Here is an 18,370-nt window from a genome sequence, read left to right on the forward strand (position 1 = left end):
CCCACCCCTTGCATGGCCGAAAGTCACGCCGGGAAATGGGTCACCGGCCGCTGGCGGCAACGAAAGCCGGGCGGTCACCTCAAAGGGCGTAGGCCCTGCTGCCGCGCGGTGGTCACCACGGCGCGCAAGTAACTGCGCGCGGACCCAGGCGGTGGTCAAGCGAACGAACCGTGCCGCTCACCGACCGGGCGCGGAGCGCCCTGCAAGAGCGCAGGCCCAAAACCGGGAACGGGTCGTTGAAGGCTCGGCCCGAAGTCTTCCACCCGAAACGACGACGCGGGCAAAGGCAGCCGTCAGAACCGAACCACGAGCAGGTCCCCCAGATACTCCACGTCCTCGCAGCTCAGCGCCTCCACGACCCCGCCACCCGATGCGACCTCCAGAGCGAGCGCGTCAGTACGACGCAAGGCCGCGACCAGCTCACGCACCAGCCGCGGAACCGGAGGAGCCAGCACCAGCACCCGGACCACACCGTCGAAAGAGAGACGGGTGAGGGCGACCGCGGCGGGCAGACGATCAGGCGGCAGCGAAACGTCGACAAGCTCCCACCACACGGCGTCGACGTCGGAAGCGTCGGGGGCGAGCGACCGGGCGAGATGCCGCCGCTCAGCGGGCACCCGGCGAAGCACGGTGGTCATGTGACGAGCCTGAACCTCAGGGCTTGCGCGATCCTTGCACGCGTGCGGCCAGGGCGACCAGGCGCGGCGCGAGGCAGACGTCGCCGAGCACGGAGCTGCGGGCGGAAGCCTCGGCGACCAGTTCGGAGGCCCGGTCGGTGCGGCCGGCGGAAAGATGGGCCTCGGCCCGCAGCAGCAGGTAGAACGGCTCGAACAGGAGTACGCCCGAGGCGGCCACGCCCTCGTACGCTTCGTCTGCGCGGAACGCCGCGGAGGGGTCACCGAGCAGCGTGTCCGACCAGGCGAGCAGGACGTGGGCGTGGCGGCCGAACTGGGGGTGGCCCTGGGCGTCGGCTGTTCGGGCGCAGGCGGCGGCCCGCCGGCGGCAGGACTCTGCGTTGCCGCGCATCGCGAGCAGCCAGGACGCGTACAGGTCGGCCTCCATCTGGAGGTTTTCGTTGCCGGCCGCGCGTGAGGCACTCGACTGGGAGGCCCGGTTCGCGGCATCATCGTCGCCCTGGCAGTGTGCGATGACCGCTGCGTACCCGGCGGCGGCGACTCGCACGGCGGGGACCAGCGAACTGGTCGGCAGCGAAGCGTCGAGGGTCTCGTACGCGCGCAGGTGGGTTGAGGCCTCGTCCAGGCGGCCGCGGACCGTCTGGCCCCAGCCGGCGACGAAATGTGCGGCGGCCTCGGCGGCGGGGTCCAGGCGGGAAGCCAACGCGCGCTCGGCGATGGCTACGACCTCGCCGTAGCGGCCGGTCACAGCGCGTGTGACCAGGGCGTTCACCCAGCCGGCGGTGCTCTCTGCGGGGTCGGGCTCGTCGGTGGTGCCGGTTTCGGAGGGTGGGCCGCCGCTCCAGATCCGTACTACGAACAGGCGGCTCTGGACGCTGCGGGTGAGTCGCGCGGCCTCGGCGCGGTCGGGGGCGCGGGTGGCCAGGCTCAGGGCCTGTTCGAGCAGGCGCTCGGCCTCGCGGTAGGCGTTGCGGGTGACGGCGTCGTCGGCCGCGGCGGCCAGGAAGGGGACTGCGGCGGGGCCGACTACGGGCTCGGCGAGGGTGAGGTGGCGGGCTACGGCTACGACGTCGGGTGGGGCGAGCACGCCGCGGGTGCGCAGGGTTTCGGCGAGGCGGGCGTGCAGGCGTACGCGGCGGGCCTGCGAGACGCCGCGTTCGAGGGTCTGGCGTACGAGGTCGTGGCGCAGGGCGAAGCCGGGGCCGTCCTCGACCAGCAGTTCGGCGAGCAGGGCGGTCTCGCAGGCGTCGAGCACGGCGTCGGCGTCGAGGCCGGTGACCGCGGCGAGGGTGTCGACGTCAACGGGTCCACCGGCGAGGGCGGCCACCGTGAGCAGGGCGACCGTCTGCTGCGGGAGGCGTTCGAGGCGGCGTTTGAGCACCTCTTCGACGCCGGTGGGCAGCGCCTCGTGGACGGCGGCCGGGTCGAGCCGCTGTTCGCTGCTGAGCAGCCGGACGAGTTCGCCGACGAAGAACGGGTTCCCGAGCGTACGGCGGTGGACGGCCGCGGCGACGTCGGTGTCGGGGACGCGTCCGGAGAGGCGGCGCACGATTTCGGCGACGTCCTGGACGGCCAGGCCGGGCAGGGGCGGCCGGACGATCGTGTCGCGCCGGACGCCCTGGAGCATCGCGGCGACCGCGTCCGCGCCGGGCTCTCCGACTCGGACGGCGACGGCGAAGACCACCCCATGCGCGGTCAGTTGGTCGACGGCGAGGGCGAGCAGCGTGAGGCTGTCCGGGTCGACCCACTGCAGATCATCCAGTACGACCCCGAGCGGCGCCCGCCGATGCGCGGCGAGCAGCAGGTCGACGACGCCGCGGAAGAGCCGCGTCTGGGAACCGTTCGGTGCCGTGGTCGCCGCTGGGCCACCCGCCCGCATGAGGTCCAGGGCGTGCCGGGCGGCGTCCCCGGGTTCGCTGTCGGGCATGCGTTCGGCGATCTCGCGCACGATCGTCACCCAGGGCCAGAGCGCGGGCGTAGCCCCGGTTCCGACGCCCGAGCCGTGCACGGTCTGCCCACCGGCCGCGGCGACTCGCTCGGCCACCGCCTCGAGCAGGGTCGTCTTGCCCGCGCCGGCGAGCCCTTCGAGCACGAGCAGCGTCCCTTGCCCGTCCCGCCCTCTTGCCACGGCGAAGTCCACAGCCGCTAACGCCACGTCGCGTCCAAGAAGCCCGCCGTTGACGTCGCTCGCACTGATCCCCGATGCGCCCGATTCAAGGGATAAATCTGACATGGGAGGTATCGAAAAACGACGGGAAGACGTGGGAGAGGTTGCAGCGGGCGGGACAGGCGAGATTGCAGCGGGCGGAGCGGTTGAGACTGCAGCGGGCGAGGTTGCAACGGGCGGAGCGGGCGAGACTGCAACGGGCGAGGTTGCAACGGGCGGGGCGGGCGAGACTGCAACGGGCGAGGTTGCCGCGGGCGGAGCGGGCGAGATTGCAGTGGGCTGGCTTGGGTGGGGTGGGGGTTCGAGGGTGAGGGTGGGGTCGTGCCGCAGGATGCCGGATTCCAGGGACTGGGTTTCTGTGGACGGGTCCAGGCCCAACTCGTCGGCCAAGGCGTGGCGGAGGCGGGTTATGGCAGCTAGGGCTTCGGGCTGGCGACCCGAGCGGTAGAGACCCAGGGCCAGCGCCCGTACGCCCTGTTCGCGGAACGGATTGGCGGCGACGAAACGGGCGGATGCGGCGGTGTCGGCGTCGCCGGCGGAGAGGGCGGCGTCGAGGGCCAGCTCTTCGGCGGACAGGCGTAGTTCGTTCAGGCGGGCGGCTTCTTCGCGGGCGAACGCGATTTCCTGCAGATCGGCCAAGGGCTCGCCCTGCCACAGGGCCAGGGCCTCGGCCAGCAGCGGGCGCGGGGCGGGCGCGTGCCGGGCCTGGGCCAGCAGGGTTTCGAACCGGACGACGTCAACGGAAGCCGGGTCGAGGTCGAGCAGCCAGCCGGGCGGGCGGGTCAGCAGGCGCGGGGCCTCGGGATCGTCGGAGGCCGCAAGCATGCGGCGCAGGCGGGAGACGTACGACTGGAGGCCCAGCGTGGCCCGGGAGGGCGGTTCGGCCGGCCAGAGCTCGTCGACGAAACGGTCCAGCGGTACGACCCGTCGGGCGTTGAGAGTGAGCAGGGCGAACACCGCTCGCTGCTTGAGGCCGCCGAGCCGCAGCGGGCCCTCCCCGGACTCCGCCGTCACCGGGCCGAGCAGTACCACCCGCATGCCCGCGAGTCTCGCACGCGGGCACGCGGGGGTGAACCGTCAGAGCTTGGCGATCGCCGTCGCCGGGTTCTCGATGGCGTCGGCGACGCTGCGCATGAAGCCGGCCGCCTCAGCACCGTCGGAGACGCGGTGGTCGAAGACGAAGCTCATCTGGGTGATCTTGCGGACGCAGAGCTGGCCGTCGACGACCCACGGGCGGTCGAGGATGCGGCCGAAGCCGAGGATCGCCACCTGTGGGTGGTTGATGATCGCGGCGCTGCCGTCGACCCGGAAACTGCCGTAGTTGTTCAGGGTGAACGTGCCGTTTCCGAGGACGGTGCCGTTGCGGGCGGCCTCGGTGACGTGCCTGATCTGCTCGTCCAGGCCGGTCGTGGTGAGCGCGCCGGCGTCGGTGACGGCGGGGACCACGAGACCGCGGGAGCCCTGTACGGCCAGGCCGAGGTCGATCCGCGAGAGCTCGACGATCTCCTGCCGGTCGGTGTCGACGCGCGAGTTGAACACGGGGTATTCGCGCAGCGCGGCGACGACGAAGCGGGCAATGTAGGCGAGCAGGCCGGGGCCGGGGCGCAGGGATTCGCGCAGCTCCCACAGGCGGGTGGCGTCCACGTCGACCCACACCGTGGCCTCGGGGATCTCGGACCGGCTACGCGTCAGCGCGGTCGCCACCGCGCGCCGGAATCCGGTGAGCGGGATCCGCCGCTCGCCCGAGAGCGATACCGCGGGAGAGGCGGAAGGCACGGCCAGCGCGCGAGTCACGTCGGCCCGGACGATCAGCCCGCCGGGGCCGCTGCCGTCGAGCGTGTGCAGGTCGACCCCGCCCTCCCGAGCCAGCCGCCGCACCAGGGGCGAGACGACGAGCGGAACGCGGTGACGGGCAGGAGCGGGGGCAGGAGCGGTAGCGGCGGCAGCGCGCGGACGGCGGCGACGCCCCGACGAGGCCGTCGCGCCCGAGGTCCCGTACCCGATAAGGACGTTGCCGGAACCGGCCCGCTCCTCCTCGCGATAGGTCTCGGCAGGAAGAGCCGACGCCGCCGCCGAAACCGTCAGCAGCGGCTTGCCGACCTCGAGGACCGAGCCCTCCGGCGCGTGCCGGGTCGCGACGGTCCCGGCGTACGGTGTGGGCACCTCGACGAGGGACTTGGCCGTCTCGACCTCGACGACGGGCTGGTCGACGGTCACGGTGTCGCCCTCGGACACCAGCCAGCGCACCACCTCGGCCTCGGTCAGGCCCTCGCCGAGGTCGGGCAGGCGGAAGACCTGGTCGCTCACGAGTTCTCCCACTGCAGGTCGTCGACGGCGTCGAGGATCCGGTCGACCGACGGCAGGTACAGGTGTTCCAGCTTCGGCGGCGGGTAGGGGATGTCGAGGCCGGCGACCCGGCGGATCGGGGCGGCCAGGGAGTGGAAGCAGCGTTCGGTGACGCGGGCGACGATCTCGGACGCGACGCTGGCGAAACCGGCGGCCTCGGCCACCACGACGGCACGGCCGGTCGAGCGCACGGCGGCGCAGATCGTCTCGTCGTCGAACGGCACGATCGAGCGCACGTCGACGACCTGCAGGCTGCGGCCTTCGCGGTCGGCCACCTCGGCGGCTTCGAGGGCGACCGGCACGCTGGGGCCGTACGCGATGATGGTGGCGTCTGTGCCTTCGCGGCGGATGACCGCCCGGCCGATCGCGGCGGAGGATCGGCCGAGTTCGACCTCCTCCTTGCTCCAGTAGAGCTTCTTCGGCTCGAGGAAGACGACCGGGTCGGGCGAGGCGATGGCCTCCCGCAACATCGAGTACGCGTCCCCGGGCGTCGACGGCGTCACGACGTGCAGGCCGGGGGTGTGCGCGTAGTAGGCCTCGGACGAGTCGCAGTGGTGCTCGACGCCGCCGATGCCACCCGCGTACGGGATCCGGATGACCATCGGCAGCGCCACCCGGCCGCGGGTGCGGTTGCGCATCTTCGCGACGTGGCTGACGATCTGTTCGAAGGCGGGGTAGGCGAACGCGTCGAACTGCATCTCGACGACCGGGCGCATGCCGTTCATGGCCATGCCGACCGCGACGCCGACGATGCCCGACTCGGCCAGCGGGGTGTCGAAGCAGCGGTCCTCGCCGAAGTCGGCGGTCAGGCCGTCGGTGATGCGGAAGACGCCGCCGAGCGGGCCGACGTCCTCGCCGAAGACGACCACGCTGGGGTCCTCGGTCATCGCGTCGCGCAGTGCCCGGTTGAGCGCCTGGGCCATGGTCAGCTTCTCGTGGGTCATCGCAGCGCTCCCTCGCGCATCTGATCGTCGGCGAGCTGGGCGGCCTGTTCCCGCAGCTGCGGGGTCGGTTCGGCGTAGACGTGGGCGAACAGGTCGGCCGGGTCGGGTTCGACGTCGCGGTTGAGGCCGTCGCGCACGTGCTCGGCGACCTTCTCGGCCTGCTCGTGCAGCGCTGCCATCTCGCTGTCGCCGGGCGCCAGGAAGGTTTTGAGGCGCGTGATCGGGTCGCGGGCGACCCACGCCTCGACGTCGGCGTCGGCGCGATACCGGGTCGCGTCGTCGGCGTTCGTGTGGGCCTGCATGCGGTAGGTGTGGGCCTCGACGAGCTGCGGCCCGCCGCCGTCGCGGGCCCGCGCGACGGCCTCGCCCAGCACGGACAGCAGCGCCGCGATGTCGTTGCCGTCGACGCGTTCGCCCGGGATGCCGTACCCGACGCCCTTGTGGGCCAGTGAAGGGGCCGCGGTCTGGCGGGCGAGCGGCACGCTGATGGCGTACTCGTTGTTCTGGATCAGGAAGACGACGGGCGCGCGCAGCACGGCGGCGAAGTTCAGGGCCTCGTGGAAGTCGCCCTCGCTGGTGCCGCCGTCGCCGCACAGGGCCATGACGACGGTCGATTCGCCGCGCAGACGGGCGGCGTGCGCGACCCCGACGGCGTGCGGGAGCTGCGTCGCGAGGGGCGTGGCGTGCGGGGCGACCTTGTGCTCGTAGGGGTCCCAGCCGCAATGCCAGTCGCCCTTGAGCAGGGTCAGCGCCTCGACCGGGTCGACGCCGCGGCCGACGGCGGCCACCGTGTCGCGGTAGGTCGGGAACAGCCAGTCGCCGTCGTCGAGGACCTGGGCGGCGGCGACCTGGCAGGCCTCCTGCCCGTGCGAGGACGGGTAGACCGCCAGCCGGCCCTGGCGGACCAGGGCGTACGCCTGGTCGTTGAGCCGCCGTGCGGTGATCAGGGACGCGAGGGCTCGGCGAAGCTCGGCGTCGTCGGGGAGCGGGCGACTGGCGTCGGCGACGGGGTGGCCGTCGGTGCCGATGAGAGTCACGGGGGAATCGGAGGGCAGAAGGTGGTCTGCGTCACCTGTCATGTCCATATGCTTGTAGCGTTGCCAAACGGAATCCAGTATTGGCGCGAGCCCGAGAAAATGTATCTCCGGCGGCCCTGTTCCAGGTCCGTTCGTCCAATCGGCGGGGGTCTGGCAGCGGAGGGGCGAGACAAGTGGCCGACGACATCGACCAGCAGATCCTGGCCGAGCTGACCCGCGACGGGCGCATGTCGATGCGGACCCTCGCCGAGCGGCTGCACATCTCGCGCGCCAACGCGTACGCCCGTCTCGAACGGCTGAAGTCGACCGGGGTGATACGCGGGTTCCGCGCCGACGTCGACCCGGTCGCGGCGGGCCTGGGGACATCGGCGTACGTGACGGTGAATCTGAACCAGGCCGAGTGGCGAGACGTGGCCGAGCGGCTGCGGGCGCTGCCGGGCGTCGTGCATATCGCGCTGGTCGGCGGCGAGTTCGACGTGATCATGCTGGTGCGAGCGCGGGACAACGCGGCGCTCGGCCGGCTGGTGCTCGACGAGATCCAAGGGATGCCGGGCGTCGTCAATACCCGTACGCTGCTGGTCTTCGAGGAGGCCGAGCCGTGAGGACTGCACCTGTGAAGACGATCGTGCGCGTTTTCGCCTGCGGGCTGCTGCTCACCGGCTGCTCCTCCCCCACCCCCACCGAACCGCCGCCGCCCGGCCTCGTCTCCACAGAGGTGCAACTGGTCGACGACCCGGCCGGGACGCCGCTGGAGGAGAAACGGCAGATCCTGGCCCCGCAGGGGTGGACGGTGTCGTTGTGGGCGCGGGTGCCGAGCGCGCGGCTGCTGGCCTGGACGCCCGACGGCCGACTGCTGGTGTCGCGGCCCCGGTTCGGTGACGTGCTCGCGCTGACGCCCGGCTCGGGCAAGCCGGCGCAGACCACGCTGGTCGACGGGCTCAACCAGCCGCACGGGCTCGCCTTCGACGGGGACACCCTCTATGTGGCCGAGAGCGACCAGGTCGACGCCTTCACCTATCGGGCCGGGTCGGTGTCGGGCCGGCGGGTGCTGGTCTCCGGGCTGCCCGACGAGAAGAACGCCGAGCTGGGCGGAAAATATGCGCACGCGCTGAAGACCGTGGTGGTCGGTAAGGACAAGTCGCTCTACTTCTCGATCGGGTCGACCGGCAACATCTCGGCCGCCGACCGTTCCGAGAAGCCGGAGCGGGCGGCGATCCTGCGGGTGCGGGCCGGTGGCGGGGAGCCGGCGGTGTTCGCGCGGGGCGTCCGCAACGGCACGGGGCTGGCGGTCGCGCCCGACGGGGCGGTGTGGACGGCGGTCAACAACCGCGACAACATCGCCTACCCGTCGGACTTCGACGACCGGGGCGAGGTCGACATGGCGTACGTCAATGACCACCCCCTCGAACCGCTCGCCCGCCTCGATCAGGGCCGCGACCTGGGCTGGCCCTACTGCAACCCGGAACCCGACCTGCGCGCCGGCGACAAGGAGTCGCCGCTGAGCTACACGAACCGGCCCTTCACCCGCGACTATCAGACCAACCCCGACGGTACGAAGCTCGACTGCTCGAAACTGCCTCCGGTCGAGCAGGGCCTGGGCGCACACTCGGCGCCGCTGGGTCTGAGTTTCGCGTCCGACGTTCCGGGCGGTTACGGCACGGGGGCGCTGGTCGGCGTGCACGGCTCGTGGAACCGCCAGCCGCCGCGGCAGCCCGAGGTGTCGTTCTTCGCCTGGCGCGACGGCAAGCTCGGGCCGCAGCAGACGTTGCTCGGCGGGTTCCAACTGCCGGACGGGTCACGGTGGGGGCGGCCGGTCATGGCGGTTCAGGGGCCGGACGGCGCCCTTTACGTCAGCGACGACTATGCGGGTGCGGTCTACCGGGTGTCGGCAAAACGGTAAAATCGGGCGGTGGTGTTTCGTCCGGTTCTGGTGGTGGCGGCGATGGTCGCCGCCGTACTGCCCGCCGACCGGCTCAGCCCGCACGACGGCGCCTTTCTCCCACCCTCGCGGCTCTACGTCGAGCCGCGCGGGGCCCCCTTCGAGCAGATGCGGGCGTACGAGGCCACGGGCCGGGCAGCCGACGCGGCGCTGATCCGGCGCATCGCGGAAAACCCGGCGGCGGCCTGGTTCGCCGACGAGTCACCCGGCTACGCCGCCCGGGCGCGGTCGCTGGCGGTCAACGCGGCCGCCGTGGGGCGCCTGCCGGTCATCGTGCTCTACCACGTCCCGCACCGCGACTGCTCGGGTCAGTCGGCGGGCGGCGCTGCCTCCGACTCGGCGTACAGGGCCTGGGTCTTGGCTCTCTCGCAAGCGCTGGACGGTCAGCGCGCCATCGTGATCATCGAGCCCGACGCGGTGGCCCAGACGCTGCAGGGCTGCCGGGGCGCGACGGGGCGGTTCGCGCTGCTCAGCGACGCTCTTCGCACCCTGTCGGCCCATCGCGGGCTGAAGCTCTATCTGGACGCCGGCAACTCGGCCTGGATCACCGACACCACGCGGATGGCCCGCGCGCTGAAACGGGCCGGCGTCGGTCACGCCGACGGGTTCGCGCTCAACGTCGCCAACTTCGAGACCACCAAGGACACCATCGCGTACGGGGTGAGGCTGTCGGCGAAGCTCGGCGGCGCGCCGTTCGTCATCGACACGAGCCGCAACGGCAACGGGCCGGCCGCCAAAGGTCACCACCACTGGTGCAACCCGCCCGGGCGCGCCCTCGGCGAGGCCCCCACCCTGGCCACCGGGCAGCCGCTGGTCGACGCGTACCTGTGGGTCAAACGGCCGGGCGAATCCGACGGGGCCTGCGGGCGGGGCGCTCCGGCGGCCGGGGTGTGGTGGCCCTCGTACGCGTTGTCGCTGGCCCGCGGCTGACCTCGGCGGGGAACGCCAGGCGGGTGCCGCCTGGCTGCGCCTGGTGGCTTGACCCCGCTCGGTCTCGCGGGTGACGGCTGCGCCCACGATGACGACAGTCGGTCACTCCGCCAGAGACGCGGCGCGTAGCCCTTCCGCCGACGAACCGCCGACGACCTATCGGCTCCCCCGGCCGTCGAACGGGGTCGCTATGAGGCCTGCCCGCAACTCGTGGGCCCAGAGCTCGCCGGGCTCGGCCGACGGCTTCGACACGGCTCAGCTCGCCGGGCTCGGCCGACGGCTTGGATCCGCCTCGGCTCGCTGGTTTGGGGGCGCTGGCGAGCCCGGGTGCCTGGTTATCCTGTGCGGGTTCTTTCGGTGCGGGGAGGTTCGGTGGTTCGGGGCGGGCTTCGGCTGATCGGCTACTGGGATGACCCTTCGGAGCCGGAGGGCTGGCCGGAGGTCCGGCCGTTCGTGGATGAGAGCATGTCGGCTGAGGAGCGCGGCGCGGTGGTGGCCTATCTGCGGTCGGGGACGGCGGTTGTCGCCGCGGCCGGTTTCTCGGTCTGCCGGGTCTGTGGGGACGACAACGGGAGCACCGAGCTGACCGACGGCGAGCATTTCGTCTGGCCGGAAGGACTCGCGCACTACGTGGAGGCGCACGACGTCCGCCTGCCGGACGAGGTCGTCGCGGTTGCCGCGCGCGGCCCCGCCCGGCCGGTCGACCCGCTCGCGATCGGGCCGGACCTGTTCGCGACCGTCGACGAGCAGTGGTGGCGAAGCCTCGCGTAGACGGTCACCCGAGGAGGCCGTGTTGCAGGGCGCGAAGGACGGCGCTGGTTCGGTCTTTGACTCCCAGTTTGAAGAGGACGTTGGAGACGTGGTTCTTCACTGTGCCCTCGGCCAGGAACAGGGCTGCGGCGATCTCGCGGTTGGCGTAGCCGCTGGCCAGCAGGCGTAGGACCTCGGTTTCGCGGTCGGTCAGCTCTTGCAGCTCGGGTGGGTGCTCGGGCGGCGGGGTCGCGCGGACGGCTCGCAGCAGCCGTTCGGTGATGGCCGGCTGGACCAGGGTGCCGCCGGCGGCCAGGGTGCCGCCGGCGGCCAGGGTGCGTACGGCGCCCATCAGCTGATCGAGCGTCACGTCTTTCAGCAGGTAGCCGGCGGCGCCCGCCCGGACGGCCTGCAGCACCAGCTCGTCGTCGTCGAACGTGGTCAGGACCAGCACCGGGACTTCGATGCCGCGGTCGCGCAGGGCGCGCAGGGCCCAGATGCCGTCACGGCCGGGCATGTGCAGATCGAGCAGGACCACGTCGGGCGGATCGGCCTCGATCGCGGCGACCGCGGCAGCGCCGTCGTCGGCCTCGGCGATCACCTCGACCTCGCCGGTGACGCCGAGCAGGCTGCGGATGCCCTGGCGCACGAGGGTCTGATCGTCGACCACGCAGACGCGGATCACGGCGCCGGCACCTCGGCGGTCACGCGGAAGCCGGTGCGGCCGTCGAAGCGGACGCGGCCGCCCAGCTCGCGTACGCGTTCGGCGATGCCGGTCAGGCCGTTGCCCATCTCGACGCGGGCGGCGCCGGGGCCGTCGTCGCACGCTTCGAAGTGGAGGCTGCCGTCGGTGCCCGTACGGATGTCGATCCACAGGTCGCTGGCGCGGGCGTGGCGGATCGCGTTGGTCACGACCTCTTGCACGCAGCGGATCATGGTTCGGCGCCGAGCTGCCGGCCTCTCCCCTGCTCACGCTGGCCGTCCTGGTGCTGGTGACGGTGGCGATGTTCGCGCTCGGACTCGTGGTCGCCGCGGTCGCGCCCACGGCCAACGCGGCGCTGGCGGCCGGGCTGGTGGTGCTTTTCGGTACCGGGGCGGTCGGCGGCATGTTCGGGCCGATGGCGCGGCTGCCCGAGCCGGTCGTACGGGTCGGGGAGGCGCTGCCGTTCGGGGCGGCGGTGCGGGCCTTGGGCGACGCCTGGGCGGGGGCGGGAGCCCACCCGGCCAGTCTGGTCAGCCTGGCCGTTTGCGCGGTGGTGTGTGTTCTGCTCGCGGTCCGTTTCTTCCGGTGGACGTGATCAGGCGGCCCTTGCCCAGGACGTGGAGGGGGCCGTTGCCGCCCACCACGAGGTGGTCCACAGGACGCTGCTCTGGCTGAGGTAGATGCAGCGATCGCCGACGATGACGGTCTCGCCCCAGTGCCGCTCGATCGCAGATGGAGGCGGCGTTCCCAGAGCACCTCGGGGGCGTTCCGGCGCGTCAACTGGTTGGCGTCGTGCGGGCGGAACGCCAGACCTGCTGGGCCCACTCCAGATCGGCCGGGTCGTCGTACACGCAGGTTGTGCAGACGATGTGGTTGGCGGTCGCGGCGTAGCCGTAGAGCTCGTGCTGCTGCCTGTCGTTCGCCGTGACGGTCAGCCAGAAGGCGTGGCGGGTCAGGTTGCCGTCGTGTTCGGTCAGTTCGCCGGACCGCTGCCGCGGCGAGCCCTCGGTCATCCGGGCGATGGCCTCGGCGGGCGTGGTGCCGGCCGGATGGTCGAACGCCTCGATCTGCACGGTGCGGCCCGGTCCGATGAACCGCGTCACGCCGTCACGAACGCGCGGTGCCAGGCCGGCGGTCCGTTCGACCGACCAGATGTCCGTGATCTGCTGGCGCACCGGGACCGGCAGGCCGTGCGCGATGCGGCTCAGCACGTCGTCGCGGTCCCAGGGCTCGGACAGGATCCGGGACAGCAGGCTCCCCTCGGCGGCGACCAGATAGGGCAGCGTCTCGGTGTCGCGCACCTCGGTCCGCGCGGACTCCCCGAGCAGGCCCTCCCACGGCTTGACCGTGTTGGCCACGGTTCCGTACAGGATCAGGTCCTGATATTCATCGGTTGTCCACACCCGGTTGGCCTCGCGCAACTGATCGTCGTCGACCCGCAGCCAGACCGAGTACGTCACGCTGCCGCCCCCGCTGAGGCTCACCGGCATCAGGCAGCGTACGAAGGCACCGACCCCTTCGAGCCGCTGCAGGCTGCGGTTGCCCCAGGACGCGGCGCGTTGCTCCGGCGTGAGCGGAAGCATCGCGTCCGGCCACTCCGACCGGATGTCGAGATCCGTAGCGTCGAGCGGAGCACCACAGCACGAACACCCCGGCAGATGATCAACCATGGCGGGCACAATAGCGTGGTGATCGATGCGGCACGGAGTGGCGAGCTGGGGGCGCTGCGGCGGCTGCTCGACGACGATCCGCGCGCGGTGCACGCTCGTGGGTGGATGGGCGAGACGGCGCTGCACGCGGCGGCCGCGGCCGGAAGAGCCGAGGCCGTACGGATGCTGCTCGCGGCGCACGCCGACCCGCGCGCCCGCCGCGACAACGGCGACACACCGTTGCACCGGGCGGCGACCGGCGAGATCGCCGAGCTTCTGCGGCAGGGCCGCCCCGACCAGCGCAACGAGCACCAGCAGACGCCGCTGCACTGCGCCACCGATCCGGGAGTCGTCGAGGCGCTGATTCGCCACGGAGGCTCGCTCGCCGCAAAAGACTTCCAGGGGCGTACGCCGCTGCACGGCGCCGGGGCAGCCAAAACGCGGGCGCTGCTGGCCGCGGGGGCCGAGCTCGAGGCACGTGACTCCTACGGCCGAACACCGTTGCACGTAGCAGTGTGGGACGCCGACGCCGAGGCGGTCGCGCTTCTGCTGGCCGAGGGCGCCGACCCGGCCGTACGCGATGACCACGGCAGCACCCCGGTCCACCTGGCCCGCACCCGTGGTCCCGAAGAGGTTCGCCGCCTGATGGACGCGACGTGCGTGTCCCTGGCTGAGTCCGTGAGCGCGCAAGACCTGGCCGAGGGCTTCAGCGTCGCCGGGCACGCGACCCTGGTCCATCGGCGGCGGTCGCAGCCCGACGTGATCGTCGCGACCGAGCACTCCGCGATCCGCGCCCTCGCCGTCCACCCGCTCCAACCGCTGATCGCGATCGCGCCCGCCGACGCGCCCGTCGAGCTTCGCGACCACGACCTCGCGCAGCCCGAGCTGCTCCCCCAGCTCGTCGACGCGACCGTGCTGGCCTTCTCGCCCGACGGCCGGCATCTCGCAGCGGCCGTCGACACCGAACGGCTGGTGCTGTTCGACCTGGCCACGCGCCAGATCACCGCCGAGGTCGAGGCCGGTGAACGCACCGACTGGGTGGTGTTCTCGCCCGACGGCACGCTTCTCGCGACGGCCTGTTCCTTCCAAGGCGGTTCCCACATACGGGTCGACGCCGTCACGCCCGGCGGACAGTTAAATCCCTTGACCGTGATCGATTAAACGGCACTATACGAGTGTGGACGCCGACATCGAGCTCATGCAGGGTTTGGCCCAGCGCGTCACCGCTCTCCGGCCCGATTTGATCAGCGCCGGGGCGTCGTACGGGGAATTGGCCTGGGTCTGGGGCAAGGATTGTGCCCGCCACCGTCACGCCTGGGCACGCCGCCTGTGGTTCGACGGTGACGACGTGGTGACGTGGGGCTGGGCGTTCCTGCCGCGGCAGCTGACGCGCAACGACGGGTCGGTCCGCGAGATCACCGGCGCTTCGCTGAGCTATCAGGTGCATCCCGATCATCTCGCCCTGGTCGACGAGGTGATCGACTGGTACGAGGGTGTCGCTGCCGGGCTCGAGAAGTCGGTGCTGCCGACGACCGCCGAGAAGTTCGCCCTCGAACGCTGGGCTGCCCGCGGCTACGAGACCGACGCGGCCGCGCTCGGCGACGACGGCGGCTGGACCCAGCTCAACCAGCGCGACCTCGCCGACGTCGAGAATCCGGTACTGCCACCCGGTTTCCGGTTCCGCACGGCCGACGAGGTCACGCCGGAGGCCGTGGTTCAGGCTCACACCGACGCCTGGTTCCCTTCGGCCTACACGGTCCAGAGCTATCAGGACGTCCGGCAGACTGCGGCCTACCGGGGTGACCTCCACGTGTTGGTCGAAGCCCCGGACGGCACGATGGCCGCCTCGGCGATCATGTGGTTCGACCCGGCAAACCGATCCGTCGAGTTCGAGCCGGTCGGAACGCACCCCGAATATCGGCGTCACCGGCTGGCCCACGCGATGCTGCTGCACGCGATGCAGCTGGCCCGAGCCGCCGGAGCCATTCACGCGACGGTCGTCTGCCTGGGCGCGCCCGGCCACCCGAGGGCGCGCGGTCTCTACTACGGCCTCGGGTTCCGCGAGCTCTCCCGCGACGCGCCGCTGATCAAGCGCGGCTAGCGGTTGTCGATGATGCGTCTGACCTTCGTGGTGAACGGGAAGTGCGACAGATCCTCCAGCGAACGGCAGTCCGAGGGGCGTACGCCGGCCTCGTCGAACTTCTTGCGATAGAGAGACACATTCTCGTACGCGTGCCGCAGTGTCTGTTGCAGCCGCCGCAACTGAGGGGATCGCAGGTCGTCGACGGACGCGGTCTCGATCGGTTCGAGGCCGTCCGGGCTTCGGTCTCGCACGACTGACACCACCTTTCTCAGGCTGCCGGGCGCCGCTGCTCGGGCAGGGCCGGTCGCAGGGCGCCGTCGCGGGCCAGCGCGGTGAGAACGTTGTTCAGGTCGTCGACCTGCGCCTCGGTGTGCGCCGCGGTGAGCTGGATCCGGAAGCCGATCTCGTCGCGCGGCACGCCGGGATAGGGCGCGAGCGTCACGTACTGCCCGGCCGCCCACAGCCGCTCGGAGACGTCGATCAGGTCGTGCTCGGGCGAGATCGGGATCTCCACGACCGGGGTGTCGTGCACGTTCAACGTCCGGACACCCATTTCCCGTACGTGGGTGAGCAGTTTCGCCGTGAGCCGGTAGAGATGGCCGCGCAGCTCGTCGCCGCGCCTCTCGTTCACGTCGAGCCCGGCGTTGACCGTGGCCAGCGACGCGACCGGCGACGGTCCGGAGTAGAGGTAGGTGGGGGCGGCGACCTTGATCTGGTTCTTCAGCGCGGTCGGCAGGGCCAGGAAGGCCAGCAGCGACGAGTACGCCTTGGAGAGGCCGCCCACGAGGATGATGTTGTCGTACGTCTCGCCGCTGTGCTTGACGATCGCGTTGCCGCGCATCCCGTACGGGGAGGTCTCGTTCTCGGCCCGCTCGCCGATCACGCCCATGCCGTGCGCGTCGTCGACGTAGAGGATCGCGTCGTGCTCGCGGCACAGCCTCGCATAGGCCGACAAGTCAGGAATGTCGCCTGTCATGCTGTTGACGCCGTCCATGCACACCATGATCGGGCGCGCGGTGGCCTCGGTGAGCAGGCGTTCCAGCTCGCCGAGGTCGCCGCTGCGGAACCGGCGCATCGTCGCGCCCCGCCCCCGCGCGAACACGCATCCGTCGTAGATCGTGCGGTGCGCCCGACTTTCCATGATCAGCGTGCCCCCGCCGATCAGCGCCGGGATCACGCCCAGGTGGATCTGCGAGACGGTCGGGAGCAGCAGCACGTCCTCGGCCCCGAGCAGGCTGCTCAGGCGCCCCTCGAGCTGCGGATACAGCGCCGGGCTGCCGAGCATCCGCGACCAACTGGGGTGCGTGCCCCATTTACGCAGCTGCGGTTCGACCGCCTCGATGACCTCGTCGTCCAGGTCGAAGCCGAGATAGTTGCACGACGCCCAGTCGACCAGCCAGTCGTGGCCGATCCGGATCCGGCGGCCGTCGATCTCCTCGATGACCGCGTCGTACATCCGGCTGTTGACCCGCAGGTCCTCGATGTCATGCGTGGGAGCCGGCATGATGTACCCCCTTCAGGTTCCAGGAACATCGATCGCCTACCCCACATGATCGTCTATGAATCCGCTTTCACGAAGAGCGCTTCACGATGTGCTTGACGTCCGCCATGTATTGATCGGCGGCGTTCGACGACTCCTCCGGCGTGCTCCCGGCCTGGCGGGCGACCATGTACGCCGCGTACCAGTCCCACCAGTTGTGCGGCGGCGTGACCGCTTCGAAGGCGCCGTGGTGCTCGGCCGTCTCGAAGAGCAGCGCCGCCTGGGCCGCGACGGTGTCGTTGTTCAGCGTGCTCATGCTGTCTACCTCCCGTGTTGTGGTGCCCGGCTTTCCGCCAGTCTCCACGCCGCCGATCGCCGGGCGTTCACGGATGAGTCGCTGATCACCCGCTGAGTGGTCAATGGGCCGGGAGGCCGGCGGACGGTCAGTGGGCCGGGGAGGCCACGGAGTAACCGGCCGGACGGGCCGAGACGCCACGTGGGGCGGCCGGGCTTGCATACACGGCGGCGGTGCGGGACTCGTGGCGCAGGCTCGAGGCGGCGCGGCGGGCCTTTTCGACGTCGTGGCTCGCGCGGCGTTCGGCGGCGACGGCCTGGTCGTAGCGGTGGCGTCGCCACGCGACCGAGGCGCGGGCGATGACGAGCTGCTGGTCGGCCGGGTGCAGTCGGGGGTCCCAGCCGTTGCGAGCGGCGAGGGCGTCGGTCAGCGCCTCGGCGGGCAGGTCGCCGCGGGCCACGGCAGCCGACACCTCGCGGTGCAGGAAGCGTTCGCGGGTCGCGTACTCGTCGGGGGTCCGCAGCGACCAGGTCGTGCCCCACGCGGCGGCCGCGGCGGCGGTACGCAGTCCGGCGTCGGCTTCCAGCCAGGCGCGGTAGGCGTCGTCGCGGTCGGTCTCGGAACGCTCCCACAGTTCCTGCCACTGCTGGGCGGCGGCGTCGGCCCGGTCGGCGGCGACGCGCACCTCGGCGGCGTACTGCTGGGCGCGAGTGGCCTCAGCGGTGGCCTGCTGGTCGGCGCGGGCAGCCTCTTCGGCCCGCCGGCGTAGCTCGGCGCCCCGGCCCCGCAGGGCGACGACGAACTGCTGCGCCGAGTGCCGGGGCCGGGACATCGCCTCGGGGCTGCCGAGCAGCAGCAACGCGGGGAAGGTCAGCAGCAACAGGGTGGCCCAGATGGCCATCGGGGCGGGCTGGGTGAGAAGCATTTCGGCAACCGTGTTCACGATGAGATCCGTTCGTCCGCGAGGTCGTCCTGGGGAGGGCTGCGACCATGCGGACGGGGTTGAGCGCCCCGCGGATGGTCAGGCGGACGCGAGCGGAGGAGCGCGGGAACCGCTGACGCCCGCGGCGAACCGCGTCAGGAGGAGGCGCGTGGTGTCGCCGGGCGGCTCGGCCGATGACCGGGCGGCCACGGGCGGCCGGGCCGGGACGCGGGCACCGATTGCGGCGATTGCCAGAGCAGCAGTCGCGAGGGCAACGGCGGCGAGAGCAATGAGGACCGCGGCGAAGACCGTGCTCGATGTTCGCACGGCTGCGGTGGTCAGCACGGCCGCCAGCGCCGGGACGAGGGCCGCGAAGAAGGACGTCCACAGAGGCGCCGCGGCCAGCGCCGCGAGCATGGCGGACAGCGAGGGCACGGAGATCGCCCCGCGCGCACCGCCCGTCTGCATGAGTCCAACGTAGCGGTTCATC

General features: G+C 71.7%; 20 protein-coding genes. 7 read left to right on the plus strand and 13 right to left on the minus strand.

All coding sequences use genetic code 11. From position 1 onward, the window contains the following. Window positions 1–293: 293 nt before the first annotated feature. From EER30_RS22960 to EER30_RS22980, 5 genes are read right to left on the minus strand one after another with little or no spacing between them, the layout of a single operon-like run. Window positions 294–638 carry a hypothetical protein gene (locus EER30_RS22960; RefSeq protein WP_127502577.1) on the minus strand — a complete coding sequence of 115 codons (345 nt, stop codon included), beginning with the start codon at window positions 636–638 and terminating at the stop codon, window positions 294–296. Between the two features lie 16 nt (window positions 639–654). Further along, window positions 655–3,840 (minus strand): ATP-binding protein, encoded by a 3,186-nt coding sequence (locus EER30_RS22965; RefSeq protein ID WP_127502578.1) that lies wholly within the window; start codon window positions 3,838–3,840, stop codon window positions 655–657. 39 nt (window positions 3,841–3,879) lie between these two features. Continuing rightward, window positions 3,880–5,109: a dihydrolipoamide acetyltransferase family protein gene (locus EER30_RS22970; RefSeq protein WP_127502579.1), complete on the minus strand. Its 1,230-nt coding sequence runs from the start codon at window positions 5,107–5,109 to the stop codon at window positions 3,880–3,882. After that, complete coding sequence (locus tag EER30_RS22975) at window positions 5,106–6,092, minus strand: alpha-ketoacid dehydrogenase subunit beta (protein ID WP_127502580.1); 987 nt, start codon at window positions 6,090–6,092, stop codon at window positions 5,106–5,108. The genes EER30_RS22970 and EER30_RS22975 overlap by 4 nt, the downstream gene beginning before the upstream one ends. Next, window positions 6,089–7,171 carry a thiamine pyrophosphate-dependent dehydrogenase E1 component subunit alpha gene (locus EER30_RS22980; protein WP_127502581.1) on the minus strand — a complete coding sequence of 361 codons (1,083 nt, stop codon included), beginning with the start codon at window positions 7,169–7,171 and terminating at the stop codon, window positions 6,089–6,091. Before EER30_RS22980 ends, EER30_RS22975 begins: the two co-directional genes overlap by 4 nt. A 131-nt stretch (window positions 7,172–7,302) precedes the next feature. On the opposite strand from EER30_RS22980, the gene EER30_RS22985 reads away from it, so the two are divergent. From EER30_RS22985 to EER30_RS23000, 4 genes are all read left to right on the plus strand, one after another. Continuing rightward, window positions 7,303–7,731: an Lrp/AsnC family transcriptional regulator gene (locus EER30_RS22985; RefSeq protein ID WP_240670248.1), complete on the plus strand. Its 429-nt coding sequence runs from the start codon at window positions 7,303–7,305 to the stop codon at window positions 7,729–7,731. Continuing rightward, on the plus strand, window positions 7,728–9,029 hold the full coding sequence (locus tag EER30_RS22990; protein ID WP_240670249.1) for a PQQ-dependent sugar dehydrogenase: 1,302 nt from the start codon (window positions 7,728–7,730) through the stop codon (window positions 9,027–9,029). Before EER30_RS22985 ends, EER30_RS22990 begins: the two co-directional genes overlap by 4 nt. A 9-nt stretch (window positions 9,030–9,038) precedes the next feature. Next, on the plus strand, window positions 9,039–9,998 hold the full coding sequence (locus EER30_RS22995; RefSeq protein WP_240670250.1) for a glycoside hydrolase family 6 protein: 960 nt from the start codon (window positions 9,039–9,041) through the stop codon (window positions 9,996–9,998). A 465-nt stretch (window positions 9,999–10,463) separates the two neighbouring features. Then, window positions 10,464–10,769: a hypothetical protein gene (locus tag EER30_RS23000; protein ID WP_127502582.1), complete on the plus strand. Its 306-nt coding sequence runs from the start codon at window positions 10,464–10,466 to the stop codon at window positions 10,767–10,769. A gap of 4 nt (window positions 10,770–10,773) precedes the next feature. Here EER30_RS23000 and EER30_RS23005 read toward each other — a convergent pair whose 3' ends face one another. Both EER30_RS23005 and EER30_RS23010 read right to left on the minus strand, forming a co-directional pair. Further along, window positions 10,774–11,433 carry a response regulator gene (locus tag EER30_RS23005; RefSeq protein ID WP_127502583.1) on the minus strand — a complete coding sequence of 220 codons (660 nt, stop codon included), beginning with the start codon at window positions 11,431–11,433 and terminating at the stop codon, window positions 10,774–10,776. After that, window positions 11,430–11,672, minus strand: coding sequence for a sensor histidine kinase (locus EER30_RS23010; RefSeq protein ID WP_127502584.1), 243 nt, complete (start codon window positions 11,670–11,672; stop codon window positions 11,430–11,432). The genes EER30_RS23005 and EER30_RS23010 overlap by 4 nt, the downstream gene beginning before the upstream one ends. A gap of 62 nt (window positions 11,673–11,734) precedes the next feature. Between EER30_RS23010 and EER30_RS23015 the strand changes: the two genes are divergently transcribed. Beyond that, a complete protein-coding gene (locus EER30_RS23015; protein ID WP_127502585.1) occupies window positions 11,735–12,046 on the plus strand; it encodes a hypothetical protein in 312 nt (103 codons plus the stop codon). 181 nt (window positions 12,047–12,227) lie between these two features. Here the strand turns inward: EER30_RS23015 and EER30_RS23020 are convergent, their stop codons facing one another. After that, a complete protein-coding gene (locus EER30_RS23020; protein WP_127502586.1) occupies window positions 12,228–13,121 on the minus strand; it encodes a DUF2199 domain-containing protein in 894 nt (297 codons plus the stop codon). An 18-nt stretch (window positions 13,122–13,139) separates the two neighbouring features. Between EER30_RS23020 and EER30_RS23025 the strand changes: the two genes are divergently transcribed. Beyond that, window positions 13,140–14,261 (plus strand): ankyrin repeat domain-containing protein, encoded by a 1,122-nt coding sequence (locus EER30_RS23025; RefSeq protein ID WP_164842453.1) that lies wholly within the window; start codon window positions 13,140–13,142, stop codon window positions 14,259–14,261. A gap of 16 nt (window positions 14,262–14,277) precedes the next feature. Next, entirely contained in the window at window positions 14,278–15,201 is a 924-nt protein-coding gene (locus EER30_RS23030) for a GNAT family N-acetyltransferase (protein ID WP_240670251.1), read from the plus strand. On the opposite strand, the gene EER30_RS23035 is transcribed toward EER30_RS23030, so the two are convergent. The 5 genes from EER30_RS23035 to EER30_RS23055 all read right to left on the minus strand — a co-directional run bounded on the left by EER30_RS23035 (window position 15,198) and on the right by EER30_RS23055 (window position 18,369). Continuing rightward, the gene (locus EER30_RS23035) at window positions 15,198–15,434 is read right to left on the minus strand and encodes a hypothetical protein (RefSeq protein WP_205650371.1); all 237 of its coding nucleotides are present in this window, start codon (window positions 15,432–15,434) and stop codon (window positions 15,198–15,200) included. The two genes, EER30_RS23030 and EER30_RS23035, sit on opposite strands and share 4 nt — an antisense overlap. Window positions 15,435–15,451: 17 nt before the next feature. Beyond that, complete coding sequence (locus EER30_RS23040; protein WP_205650372.1) at window positions 15,452–16,687, minus strand: aminotransferase class I/II-fold pyridoxal phosphate-dependent enzyme; 1,236 nt, start codon at window positions 16,685–16,687, stop codon at window positions 15,452–15,454. Between the two features lie 67 nt (window positions 16,688–16,754). Next, window positions 16,755–16,979 (minus strand): bleomycin resistance protein, encoded by a 225-nt coding sequence (locus tag EER30_RS23045; RefSeq protein ID WP_127502588.1) that lies wholly within the window; start codon window positions 16,977–16,979, stop codon window positions 16,755–16,757. Between the two features lie 127 nt (window positions 16,980–17,106). Beyond that, window positions 17,107–17,901, minus strand: a complete 795-nt coding sequence (locus tag EER30_RS23050; RefSeq protein WP_127502589.1) for a hypothetical protein — start codon at window positions 17,899–17,901, stop codon at window positions 17,107–17,109. Window positions 17,902–17,979: 78 nt separating this feature from the next. Next, on the minus strand, window positions 17,980–18,369 hold the full coding sequence (locus EER30_RS23055; protein ID WP_127502590.1) for a hypothetical protein: 390 nt from the start codon (window positions 18,367–18,369) through the stop codon (window positions 17,980–17,982). Window position 18,370: the final 1 nt, after the last annotated feature.

Origin of the sequence: Actinoplanes solisilvae (assembly GCF_003999975.1) — a bacterium.
GTDB lineage: Bacteria > Actinomycetota > Actinomycetes > Mycobacteriales > Micromonosporaceae > Actinoplanes > Actinoplanes solisilvae.